This is a genomic window from Actinomadura fibrosa, assembly GCF_900659615.1.
GTDB classification, from domain to species: domain Bacteria; phylum Actinomycetota; class Actinomycetes; order Streptosporangiales; family Streptosporangiaceae; genus Spirillospora; species Spirillospora fibrosa.
The window spans coordinates 19,249-30,699 of sequence record NZ_CAACUY010000097.1; the positions used below are offsets into that span (position 1 = coordinate 19,249).

An 11,451-nucleotide genomic window follows, 5' to 3' on the forward strand; every position below is an offset into this window, starting at 1 on the left:
GTTAGAGAACAGTCACCCCGCCGGGACGGCCGCCCGAATCTGTACGATCCCTCGGCCCCCGCCCGAAGCGTCAGCGGAGGCGGACGGCGTAGTCGCCGAGCGCGGGTTCGAGCAGGTCGAACGCCGCCTTGCCCGCCTCCTCCAGCGCCGCCGCGACCGCCTCGTGGTCGTCGCCGGCGAGCGTCCGCCGCATCGCCTCCTCGAACAGGACGCGGAGGGCGCCGGTGAGCTGCGCGGCCGCGAGGCGCGGCGGCAGGTCGTCCGGCCCGGCGCCGGTCTCCTCGGCGAGGACGGCGGCGAGGGCGCGCTCGCGCTCCTCGTGGAACTCGCGGAGCCGCGCCGTCAGCGCCGGGCTCTCGACGATCATCCGGGCGAAGGGCTCGCCGGAGAACCCGATGACGGGGTCGTGCTCGCGCACCGCCGCGCGGAACCCGCGCCGCAGCGCCGCCAGCGCGGACTCGCCGGGCGCCCGCTCCGCGACCGTCCGGGCGGGCATCGCGACGAACACCTCGTGCAGGTCGAGGGCCAGGTCCTCCTTGCGCGGGAAGTAGTTGGTGACGGTCATCTTCGCGACCTGCGCCGCCGCCGCGACGTCGGCGATCGTCACCCGGTCGAAGCCGTGCCGCAGGAAGAGGCGCGTCGCCTGGTGCGAGATGTTCTGCCTCGTCTGCTGCTTCTTCAGCTCCCGGAGTCCCATGCCGCCATCCTCTCACAGCTCGACCTAAGTATTATATTGACATAAAGCTAGGTTGAACCTAAGTTTATGTCGCGGGGGTCCCGGGTACCCGAACGAGGGTGAGTTCCCTCCCGGCCGGACGAGCAAAGGACAGCGCCCTGAACGCCAGCAACGCCACCAGCGCGTCCCCCAGTGTCCCTTCGCCCCGCGTCCCGTCCCCGCGCGGCGAGGCCCCGCCGCACGCCCCGGCGCCCCGCGCCGCGGCGTCCCGCGGTACGAGCTCGCCCCGCGACGTCGTCGATCCGATGAAGGACTACCTCTCCCGCATCGGCCGCCGGGCGCTGCTGACCGCCGAGCAGGAGGTGGACCTCGCCAAGCGCATCGAGGCCGGCCTGTTCGCCCGCGAGCGCCTGGAGGAGCAGGGGCCCTGGCTGTCCGCGCAGGACCGCGAGGACCTCGCCTGGATCGCCGCCGACGGCCAGCGCGCCAAGGAGCACATGGTCGAGGCCAACCTGCGCCTCGTCGTCTCGCTCGCCAAGCGCTACATGGGCCACGGCCTGCCGCTGAACGACCTCGTCCAGGAGGGCAACCTCGGGCTCATCCGCGCCGTGGAGAAGTTCGAGTACCGGCGCGGCCTGAAGTTCTCCACCTACGCCGTCTGGTGGATCAAGCAGGCGATCAGCCGCGCGCTCGCCGACCAGAGCCGCACGATCCGCATCCCGGTGCACGTCGTCGAGGTCCTCAACCGGATGACCCGGCTGCGCCGCTCGATGGCGCAGGAGCTCGGCCGCGAGCCGACCTCGGCGGAGCTGGCCGCCGAGCTCGACGTCACGCCCGAGAAGGTCGAGTGGCTGCGCCGCCAGGCCCGCGAGCCGCTGTCGCTGCACACCCCGCTCGGCGAGGACGGCGACGGCGAGCTCGGCGACGTCATCGAGGACCCCGACGGCGGCGACCCCGCCGACGTCGTCGCGTCCTCGATGCTGCGCGGCCGGCTCGACGCCGTCCTGGAGACGCTCACCGAGCGCGAGGCCGGCGTGATCTCGATGCGCTTCGGCCTGTCCGGCGGCGGGCCGAAGACCCTCGAAGAGGTCGGCAAGGTCTACGGGGTGACCCGCGAGCGCATCCGCCAGATCGAGTCCAAGGGCATGCACAAGCTGCGCCACCCGTCCCGCCGCGAGACGCTGGCCGACCTCCTGAGCTGAGGCCCCGGCACCGCAGGCCGCGCCCGGACTCCGGGTGCGGCCCGCCGGCATGTCGAGATCGTTACGCCGTCTTCAGCAGGATGTCGAATTCCTCCCCCGGACGGATGACAGTCTGGACGCGGTCCGAGAAGACTCTTCTTCGGACACGGCGCGACTGGAAAAGAGCACGGGGATGGCGACGAGGCGGTTCGGACGGCGCGCGGGCGCCGGAACGGTCCAGCGAGTGCGGCGGGGCACCGCGTTGAGCGTCGCGGCGGCGCTCGCGCTGGCGCTCGCCCAGGGACCCGCCTCCGCCGCGGTCCCGGCGCCCCTCCCGGGCGCGCCCGCGGCCCCGCCCGCGACCGGCGTCCCCACCGGAGCCCCGGGCATCGACCGGGCCAAGCTGCGCGTCACCCTCGACGCCGTCCACGAGGCGGGCATGTACGGCCTGTACTCGGCGGTCCGCGAGGAGGACCGGCGCTGGAACGGCGCGTCCGGCGTCGCGGACGTGCGGACCGGCCGTCCCGCCAAGGCCGGCCTGGAGCAGCGCGTCGGCAGCATCACCAAGACCTTCGTCGCCACGGCGATCCTCCAGCAGGTCGAGAAGGGCACCGTCCAGCTCGACGCGCCCATCGGCCGCTACCTGCCCGACCTCTTCCCGGGGGACCGCGGCCAGCAGATCACCGTCCGGATGCTCCTGAACCACACGAGCGGGATCGCCGACTACGTCGTCTACGCGTTCCCCTCGCTGCGCGACCTGTCGCCCTACAGCCTGGACAAGCACCGCTTCCGCAGCCTCCGGCCCGAACAACTCGTCAAGTGGGGCCTCCAGGCGCCGCCCACGGGCGACCCCGGCGAGCGCTGGTCCTACTCCAACACCAACTACATCCTCGCGGGCCTCCTGCTGGAGAAGGTCACCAAGACCGACGCGGAAACGTACATCACCAGGAACGTCATCCGCCGGGCCGGTCTGAAGCACACGTACTTCCCGTCCAGCCCCTTCATCGACGGGCCGCACGCCCGCATGTACGAGTCGCTCTACCGGCACGTGAACCCGCCCCGCGACTACAGCGACTTCGACATGAGCTGGGCCGGGACGGCCGGCGCGCTCGTCTCCACCATGGACGACCTCAACGCCTTCTACCGCAGGCTGCTCACCGGCGGACTGATCGGCCGCGCGTCCCTCGCCGAGATGCAGCGCACCGTTCCCGCGAAGGACGCGGACGGCAACGTCCTCATGAACTACGGCCTCGGCCTCTACGCGCTCGACCTGCCGTGCGGGACGTTCTGGGGGCACGACGGCGCGGTCTTCGGCGCCGGAACGCAGTCGCTGGCCTCCGCGGACGGCGCGCGGCAGATCTCCCTCGGCTTCAACCTCATGAAGTACCAGCGGCTCGGCGCGGACGGCGTCCCGATCCCCGACCCGATCGACAGCGCCCTCGCCGCCCACGTCGTCCAGGCCCTCTGCGGCGGCCGGACCATGCCGTCCCAGACCCCGACCCCCTCCACGTCACCGCAACACCCGATGCAGCCCCTCCCGCTGCAATTCGCGCGGTAGAGGGGCCTCAAGGGGTTTCGTAAGCCTCCGGATCCCGGGCCAGGACGGTGCGGCCGCCGTCGACGGGGATCGTGGCGCCGTTGATGAAGCTCGCGTCGGGTGACAGCAGGTGCGCGACGGCGGCGGCGACCTCGTCCGCGCGGGCGACGCGGCCGAGCGGGTGGAGCTCGCCCATCTGCCGCTCGATCGCGGCGGCGCCGTCCGGGCCGAGGCTCGCGAGGTACTCCTCGTACCGCTCGGTGCGGACGGAGCCCGGCGCGACGGCGTTCACCCGGACGCCGCGCGGCCCGTACTCGACGGCCAGCGCGCGCGTCAGCCCCTCGATCGCCGCCTTCGCCGTCACGTAGGGGGTGCAGCCGGGGACGGCCTGCCGCGCCTGGTGCGAGGTCACGTTCACGATCGCGCCGCCGGTGCCCGCCGCGAGGAACCGCCGCAGCGCGGTCGCGCACCCGGTGAGGGGCGCGGCGAGGTTGACCTCGATGAGGCCGAGCACCTCCCGGGCGGACGCCGAGTGCAGCGACGCGTCCCGGAACACGGCCGCGTTGTTCACCCAGCCGGCGAGCGGCCCGCCGGCCTCGGCGAGGTCGGCGGCCCGCTCGGTGACGGCCTCGTCGGAGGCGTCCCCGGCGAGGCCGACGACCCCGGCGTCCCCGGTCCACTCCAGCGCGGCCGGGTCCAGCTCGACCGCCACGACGGTGCCGCCGGCGTCCCGCAGCCGCTCCACGACCGCCCGCCCGATGCCCCGCCCGCCCCCGGTGACCACGAAAGACCCGCTCACACCCGCCTCCAAGATGATCGGAACCACCCCGATCAACCTACGCGGCGTCAGGTAGGTCGGACGGGTTCGTGTTCGCTCCGCAGAGGACCACGGCCACGCGTTCGTCGGAGGCGGGGCGGTAGGCGCCGGTGCGGAGGGCGGCGACCGCGGCGGCGGTGCCGTGCTCGACGGCGAGGCGGTAGTCGCGCCAGAGCAGGCGGCGCGCCTCGGTGATCGCCTCGTCGGTCACGAGGACGGACCGCGCGCCCGTGCGGACCGCGACGTCGTAGGCGATGTCGCCGAGGCGGCCGGCGCCGAGCGAGTCCGCGGCGACGCCGGAGACGTCCACCTCGACGGGACGGCCGGCGCGCAGCGCGCGGTCGAGGGTCGGGCAGTTCTCGGGCTCGACGCCGACGACGCGGGCGCGCCCTTCCAGCGCGGCGGCGACGCCCGCCAGCAGCCCGCCGCCGCCGACCGCGAGGAGGACGGTGTCGACCTCGCCGTCGGCCTGCTCCAGGATCTCCAGGCCCAGGGTGCCCTGGCCCGCGCAGACGTCCGGCTGGTCGTAGGCGTGGCAGAACAGCGCGCCGAGGTCGGCGGCGTGCTTGGTGGCGGCCTCGTACGCCTCGGCGTACCGGGCGCCGACCTGGACGACGGACGCGCCGAGGGCGTGCAGTCCCGCGACCTTCACCGCGGGCGCGGTCTCCGGGACGAACACCGTGGCGGGGACGCCGACGTGCGCGGCGGCGTGGGCGAACGCGAGGCCCGCGTTGCCGCCGGAGGCCGCGACGACGCCGGTCCGCGGGAGCCGCCCGGCGGTGTGCGCGGCGAGGATGCGGTTGAACGCGCCGCGGGCCTTGAACGACCCGGTGTGCTGGGTGTGCTCCAGCTTCAGCCACATGCGTCCGGCGGGCGCGAGCGGGCCGGGGTCGACGGCGAGCAGCGGCGTCCTGCGGATCCGGCCCGCGATGCGGTCGGCGGCGGCCTGGACGTCCCGACGAGCGGTCACTGGGTTCCCCTCCCGCACGGACCGGCGCCGTGCCCCGTCCTCCATCTCTACCATCCGGGACGCGCGGTAGGGGCGGCCGTCAGTGGTGGTGCGCGGGTGGTGCGCGGCCGGTCAGCGTTCCCGGCGAGCCTTCGAGTGGCGCGGGAAGGGCCCGCGGAGCGAGCGGTCGGGAGTCACCCATGAAGAACAGCAGCGTCCTCATCTCCGGTGCGAGCGTCGGCGGGCCCGCCCTGGCGTACTGGCTCGGCCGGTACGGGTTCGACGTCACGGTCGTGGAGGTGTCGGACGGGCCGCGGGCCGGCGGCCAGGCGGTCGACGTGCGCGGGCCGGCGCTGGAGGTCGCCGAGCGGATGGGCGTCCTGGAGCGGATCCGCGAGGCGCGCGTCCACATGCGGGGGATGTCGTTCGTGGACGACGACGGCAACGAGCTGTACCGGTCGGAGGAGCAGACCCTCACCGGCGGGGATCTGAGCAGTCCCGACGTGGAGATCCTCCGGGACGACCTGTCGGCGATCCTCGCGGAGGCCGCCGGGGACGGTGTGGAGTACCTGTTCGGCGAGTCGATCGCCGCGCTGGAGCAGGGCGAGGACGGTGTGCACGTCACGTTCCGCGGCGGCGGGTCCCGTACGTTCGACCTGGTCGTCGGCGCGGACGGCCTGCATTCCAACACCCGCCGCCTGGCCTTCGGGGACGAGCGGGACTACATCTCCCATCTGGGCACCTACCTGGCGGTCTGGACGGCTCCGAACTTCCTCGGCCTGGACCGCTGGCAGGTCTTCCACCAGATGCCGGGCAGCAGCTGGGGCGGCGGCGTGATGAGCGTCCGCGGCAACAGCGAGGTCCGCGTCTACCTGGGGTTCGAGGCGGCGGAGCCGATCGACTACGACCACCGCGACACCGCCGCGCAGAAGAAGATCATGGCGGACGCGCTCGCCGGTGCCGGGTGGGAGATCCCGCGGCTGCTCGGCACCATGTGGGACGCGGAGGACTTCCACTTCGACGCGATGGCGCAGGTCCACATGGACGCGTGGTCGCGGGGCCGCGTCGTCCTGCTCGGGGACGCGGGCTACTGCGGGTCGCCGCTGTCGGGGCAGGGCACCAGCATGGCGATGGTCGGCGCGTACGTCCTCGCGGGCGAGCTGAAGGCGGCGGGCGGCGACCACCGCGCGGCGTTCGCGGCTTACGAGACGGAGCTGCGCGCGTACGTCGCCGCGAACCAGGAGCTGGCGCTCACCAACAAGGCCCGGGTGGACGCGCAGCGCGACGGCGGGACGGGCGACGCAGGCGAGCCGGTCGACTTCCAGGACTTCGGCGAGATCGTCAACGCGCTGGTCCTGAAGGAGTACTGAGCGGCCTCAAGGGTCGCCGGACGGGCTCAAGGGGTGCCGGGCGGGCTCAGGGGGTACTGAGCGCGGCGGCCCGGTCGAGCAGGGCCCGGCGTTCGGGCGCGTTGCGGGTGAGGCCCGCGGCGCGCTCGAACTCGGCGCGGGCCTCGTCCCGCCGGCCGAGCCGGGCGAGCAGGTCGCCGCGGACGCTCGGCAGCAGGTGGTAGCCGCGCAGCGCCGGCTCGGCGGTGAGGGCGTCGGCGAGCGCGAGGCCCCGCTCGGGGCCCTCCGCCATCCCGACGGCGACGGCGCGGTTGAGCTCGACGACGGGGGACGGCGCCGTCCGCGCGAGGACGCCGTACAGCGCGGCGATCTGGGCCCAGTCGGTGTCCTCGGGCCCGGCGGCCTGCGCGTGGCAGGCCGCGATGGCCGCCTGGAGGACGTACGGGCCGGGCGGCGCGCCGATCTCCTTCGCGCGGAGCAGGGCGGCGAAGCCGCGGCGGATGAGCAGCCGGTCCCAGCGGCCGCGGTCCTGCTCCAGCAGCGGCACGGGCTCGCCGGACGGGCCGATGCGGGCCCGCGTCCGGGACGCCTGGATCTCCATCAGCGCGACGAGGCCGTGCACCTCGGGCTCGCCCGGCGCGAGCCCGGCGAGGATCCGGCCGAGGCGCAGCGCCTCCTGGCAGAGGTCGGCCCGCACCCAGTCGTCGCCCGCGGTCGCCGCGTACCCCTCGTTGAAGATCAGGTAGAGGACCTCCAGCACGGACGACAGGCGCGCGGCGCGGTCGGCCCCCTCCGGGACCTCGAACGGGACGCCCGCCTCCGACAGCGTCCGCTTGGCCCGGACGATCCGCTGCGCGACGGTCGCCTCGGGGACGAGGAACGCCCGCGCGATCTCGTCCGTGCTCAGCCCGCCGAGCATGCGCAGTGTCAGCGCGACCCTGGCCGGCGTGGACAGCACGGGGTGGCAGGCGGTGAACACCAGCCGGAGCACGTCGTCCTCGATGTGCTCGTCGTCGGCGACGAGGTCGAACTCCGGCGGCTCGCCGGCCTCGGCCTCCAAGCCGTGGCCGAGCTCCTCCAGCTTCTGCTCGAACCGCCGGGACCGCCGGATGCGGTCGATCGCGCGCCGCTTGCCGACGGCCATGAGCCAGGCGCCCGGGTTGTCCGGGACGCCCGACTCCGGCCACTGTTCGAGGGCGGCGACCAGCGCGTCCTGCGCCAGCTCCTCGGCGAGCCCGACGTCCCGCACCATCCGGGCGAGGCCCGCGATGATCCGGGCCGACTCCAGCCGCCAGACCGCGTCGACGCTCGCGTGCGCGCCCGTCCGCGGCGGGGCGGCGCGGGCGGCGGGCTCGCCGGATGCCGTCACGCCGCCGATGACAGCACCCGGGCGGCCCGCCGCGCAAGTTCTCCGCCCGCCCCGGGGTCCTCACTCGGCCGGGGGCAGGTCCTCCGGGCCGAACACCTGCTGGATGACGCCCTCGCCGTCCCCGACGATTCCCCAGAACCGCTTGGACAGCTCGATCGCCTCCTCCCTGCTCCGGACCTCGATCAGCGCGAAGCCGACGACGGCCTCCTTGGCCTCGGCGAACGGGCCGTCCGTCACGGTCACCTTGCCGCCGGACGAGGAGATGCGGGTGGCGTTCGGGTCCAGCCCGCCGGTCGCCAGCAGCACCCCGGACCTGGACATCTCGGCGATGAACGCGCCCATCTCCGCCTGGAGCTCCTCGCTCTGGCCGAAGTCGTCGTCGCTGCTCGCCGTGGTCATCATCATGAACCGCATCGCGCTGTCCCCTTCCGCTCCGGCCCGGGTCCCTCCCGGGCCTTCCACTGACGCGTCGTCCGGCGGGCGGCCCGATCGACATCGCGGACGAACTTTTCTCGAAGTTTTTTCGCGGGCGGCATCGTGCCAGGTCAGGCGCGGCGTGCGCCAGATGGTCCTTGCGCGTCCGCCGAGAGGGACGAGGCATGTGGTGGACGCGGACATTGGGCAACCGGCGGGACGCCAGGTAACTTTTTCCCAGAAGGCACGTATCCGTGCGCCCGAGGAGGCGTCCGTGGGACACCCACCGTCCGGATCCGGCGCGGCCGGCGGAACCACCGCCGCCGCCGCGCGTCCCGCCGTGGGCCGCGCATGAGCGCCGGCGGCCATTACGGCGACCCGGCCTGGCTCGTCCCGGACGGCGCCGGGCAGGGTTCCGGCGACTGCGCCGGGCAGGGCCCCGGCGAGGCGGGCCCGACGGTGCTGCGGATGCTCGTCGGCGCGCACCTCCGGAGGCTGCGCGAGGCCGCCGGCGTCTCCACCGAGGCCGCGGGCTACGAGATCCGCGGCTCGCACTCCAAGATCAGCCGGATGGAGCTCGGCCGCGTCGGGTTCAAGGAACGTGACATCGCCGACCTGCTGACGTTCTACGGCGTCAGCGACCCCGCCCGGCGCGAGCCGCTGCTGGAGCTCGCCGAGCACGCCAACCGGCCCGGCTGGTGGCAGCGGTACGGCGACGTGGTCGCGCCCTGGTTCGAGCCCTACCTGGGGCTGGAGCAGGGCGCCGTGCTCATCCGGGCGTACGAGGTCCAGGCCGTCCCGGAGCTGCTCCAGACCGAGGACTACGCGCGGGCCCTGCTGCGCGCCCGCCATCCCGAGGCGTCCCAGGACGAGATCGACCGGCGCGTCGAGCTGCGGATGCGCCGCCGCCGCGTGTTCGAGCGGCCCGACCCGGTGAAGCTGTGGGCCGTGCTGGACGAGGCCGCCCTGCGCCGCGCGGTCGGCGGCCCGGCGACGATGCGCGCCCAGATCCGCTCCCTGCTGGAGGCGGCCGCCGAGCCGAACGTCACCCTCCAGGTGCTGCCCTTCTCGGCGGGCGGCCACGCGGCCGAGGGAGGCCCGGTGACCGTGCTGCGGTTCGCCGAGCCGGAGCTGCCCGACGTCGTCTACCTGGAGCAGCTCACCGGCGCCTCCTACCCCGACCGCCCGTCCGACATCGTCCGCTACCGGGACGTCCTGAACCGGCTGGGCGTCCAGGCCGAGCCCCCGGACCGGACCCTGGCCTTCCTCGAACGCCTCCTGGAGGGCGGGCTCTAGCCGTCGGACTGGGAGAGGTTCGCCTTGGCCGTCTCGTAGTCGCCGGTCGGGGCGTCGGTGTCCAGCCGGTAGACGAGGTGGACGACGCCGGTCGTGAAGGTCTCCGAGGAGATGAGCTTCAGCGGCAGCGGCGTGTCGGCGTCCTCGAACAGCCGCGCCCCCTTGCGCATGGCGATCGGGTGGACGAGCAGGTGCAGCTCGTCGAGGAGGTCCGCCTCAAGGAGCTGGCGGACGACCGACACCGATCCGCTCATGCCGATGTCGGACGTGCCCGGCTCGTTCTTCAGCGCGGTCACGGCCTCGACGAGGTCGCCCTGGAGCTGCTCGGAGTTGCGCCAGGTCAGGTCGAGCTCCTGCCGGGACACGACGATCTTGCGGGCGTCGCCGAGCTTCACGGCGAACCCGGCGTCCTCGCCGCCGGCCTTCTCGCGGTCCGGCCACGCCTGCGCGAAGCCCTCGTAGGTCTTGCGGCCGAGCAGGAGCGTGTCGGCGGAGCCGAGCTGCCCCTCGACGGCCCGGCCCATCTCCTCGTTGAAGTAGGGGAAGTGCCAGTCCTGCGGGTCCTCGATGACGCCGTCGAGCGAGATGAACAACCCTGCCGTGATCTTCCGCATTTCTGGTTCTCCTTGCATCGAAGTCTGTTCGTGTTCTGGTCGTGTTCGTGTCGTACACCGGTTCCGACCGGCGCCGCCGCCGGAACTCATCGCTCCCGGCGGTGCCGGTTCAGCCGGTCGCGGTCGGGCGGTAGGTGGCGATGATGACGCCGGTCGTGAACGTCTCCGTCTCGGCGAGCTCGAAGGTCGCGGCGAAGCCGGTGGCGCCGAGGAGGCCCTCGGGGTCGCCGGGGCCCACGAGGACGGGGTGGATCCAGAGGCGCAGCTCGTCCAGGAGGCCGTTCTCGACGAGCATGCGGGAGACGGGGCCGAAGCCGTACTGGAGGATGTCCTGGCCGGGCCGCTCCTTCAGCTTGGCGAGCTCGGCGGCGGCCTCGGCGCGCCTGATGATCGTCGTGTCGTTCCACCCGGCCTTCTCCAGGGAGTCGGAGACGACGTAGTGGGGGAGGGTGTTCATCCGGACGCCGAAGTCGCCGGTCTGCTCCTCCATCGCGGGCCACGCCTCCGCGAAGCCCTCGTAGGTGCGGCGGCCCAGCAGGAGGGCGTCCGAGGAGAACAGCAGGTCGCGGGCGTAGGCGGCGGCCTCGTCGTTGAAGTAGGCCGAGGTCCAGTTCTGCGGGTTCTCGATGACGCCGTCCAGCGTGACGTACGTCGAGTTGATGATCTTGCGCATGTCGTCCTCCCGGGACGTCCGTGTGGCGGAACGGGTCCAGGATGCGCCAGGGGGTTTACGGGATTCTTACGGTGCCTTCTGGGGGTTTGTAGGGACGAGTCGGTTCCGGCCGTTATGGTGCGGCTCATGCGCTTCGGGGTACTGGGGCCGCTCGCCGTGTGGACCGACGACGGCGGGCTCGTTCCCGTGCCGGGCCTCAAGGTGCGCGGGCTGCTCGCGGACCTGCTGGCGCACGAGGGCCGGCCCGTGCCCGCCGACCGGCTCGTCGACGACCTGTGGGGCGCGGCGCCGCCCGGCAACCCCGCGGGCGCGCTGTCGGCGAAGGTGTCGCAGCTCAGGCGGGTCCTGGAGGACGCGGAGCCGGGCGCGCGGGCGCTGGTGGCGTCCCGTCCGGCGGGCTACCTGCTCGCTGCGGACGACACGTGGGTGGACGCGCGGCGCTTCCAGGCGCTGCTGGCGGAGGCCCGGCGGGCGGCGGCGGAGGACGCGCGGGCGGCCCGGCTCGGCGAGGCGCTCGCGCTGTGGCGGGGACCCGCGTTCGCCGACCTCGCGGACGAGCCGTTCACCCGGGCCGCG

Annotated in this window: 12 protein-coding genes; 5 read left to right on the plus strand and 7 right to left on the minus strand. The window is 73.8% G+C overall.

The features are described from left to right. Positions 1-70: 70 nt before the first annotated feature. Positions 71-697 (minus strand): TetR/AcrR family transcriptional regulator, encoded by a 627-nt coding sequence (locus E1300_RS27450; RefSeq protein WP_131759968.1) that lies wholly within the window; start codon positions 695-697, stop codon positions 71-73. 98 nt (positions 698-795) lie between these two features. Between E1300_RS27450 and E1300_RS27455 the strand changes: the two genes are divergently transcribed. Continuing rightward, positions 796-1,878, plus strand: coding sequence for an RNA polymerase sigma factor (locus E1300_RS27455; RefSeq protein WP_306440679.1), 1,083 nt, complete (start codon positions 796-798; stop codon positions 1,876-1,878). A gap of 172 nt (positions 1,879-2,050) precedes the next feature. After that, positions 2,051-3,415, plus strand: a complete 1,365-nt coding sequence (locus E1300_RS27460; RefSeq protein WP_131759969.1) for a serine hydrolase domain-containing protein — start codon at positions 2,051-2,053, stop codon at positions 3,413-3,415. Between the two features lie 7 nt (positions 3,416-3,422). Here E1300_RS27460 and E1300_RS27465 read toward each other — a convergent pair whose 3' ends face one another. After that, the gene (locus E1300_RS27465) at positions 3,423-4,193 is read right to left on the minus strand and encodes an SDR family NAD(P)-dependent oxidoreductase (RefSeq protein ID WP_131759970.1); all 771 of its coding nucleotides are present in this window, start codon (positions 4,191-4,193) and stop codon (positions 3,423-3,425) included. Positions 4,194-4,230: 37 nt separating this feature from the next. Continuing rightward, positions 4,231-5,181: a threonine/serine dehydratase gene (locus tag E1300_RS27470; protein ID WP_131759971.1), complete on the minus strand. Its 951-nt coding sequence runs from the start codon at positions 5,179-5,181 to the stop codon at positions 4,231-4,233. Between the two features lie 179 nt (positions 5,182-5,360). Here E1300_RS27470 and E1300_RS27475 point away from each other — a divergent pair, with 179 nt between their 5' ends. After that, on the plus strand, positions 5,361-6,530 hold the full coding sequence (locus E1300_RS27475) for an FAD-dependent monooxygenase (protein WP_131759972.1): 1,170 nt from the start codon (positions 5,361-5,363) through the stop codon (positions 6,528-6,530). 46 nt (positions 6,531-6,576) lie between these two features. On the opposite strand, the gene E1300_RS27480 is transcribed toward E1300_RS27475, so the two are convergent. Both E1300_RS27480 and E1300_RS27485 read right to left on the minus strand, forming a co-directional pair. After that, positions 6,577-7,878: an RNA polymerase sigma factor gene (locus E1300_RS27480; protein WP_370785228.1), complete on the minus strand. Its 1,302-nt coding sequence runs from the start codon at positions 7,876-7,878 to the stop codon at positions 6,577-6,579. 60 nt (positions 7,879-7,938) lie between these two features. Beyond that, positions 7,939-8,292 (minus strand): YciI family protein, encoded by a 354-nt coding sequence (locus E1300_RS27485; RefSeq protein ID WP_131759973.1) that lies wholly within the window; start codon positions 8,290-8,292, stop codon positions 7,939-7,941. 351 nt (positions 8,293-8,643) lie between these two features. Between E1300_RS27485 and E1300_RS27490 the strand changes: the two genes are divergently transcribed. Beyond that, positions 8,644-9,588 carry a Sco1979 family transcriptional regulator gene (locus E1300_RS27490; RefSeq protein WP_131759974.1) on the plus strand — a complete coding sequence of 315 codons (945 nt, stop codon included), beginning with the start codon at positions 8,644-8,646 and terminating at the stop codon, positions 9,586-9,588. Here the strand turns inward: E1300_RS27490 and E1300_RS27495 are convergent. Beyond that, positions 9,585-10,202, minus strand: coding sequence for a dihydrofolate reductase family protein (locus tag E1300_RS27495; protein ID WP_131759975.1), 618 nt, complete (start codon positions 10,200-10,202; stop codon positions 9,585-9,587). The genes E1300_RS27490 and E1300_RS27495 overlap by 4 nt on opposite strands. Positions 10,203-10,311: 109 nt before the next feature. After that, positions 10,312-10,875, minus strand: a complete 564-nt coding sequence (locus tag E1300_RS27500) for a dihydrofolate reductase family protein (protein WP_131759976.1) — start codon at positions 10,873-10,875, stop codon at positions 10,312-10,314. Positions 10,876-11,001: 126 nt separating this feature from the next. Between E1300_RS27500 and E1300_RS27505 the strand changes: the two genes are divergently transcribed. Beyond that, positions 11,002-11,451: AfsR/SARP family transcriptional regulator (locus tag E1300_RS27505; RefSeq protein WP_131759977.1), on the plus strand; the 450-nt coding region annotated here is incomplete at its 3' end.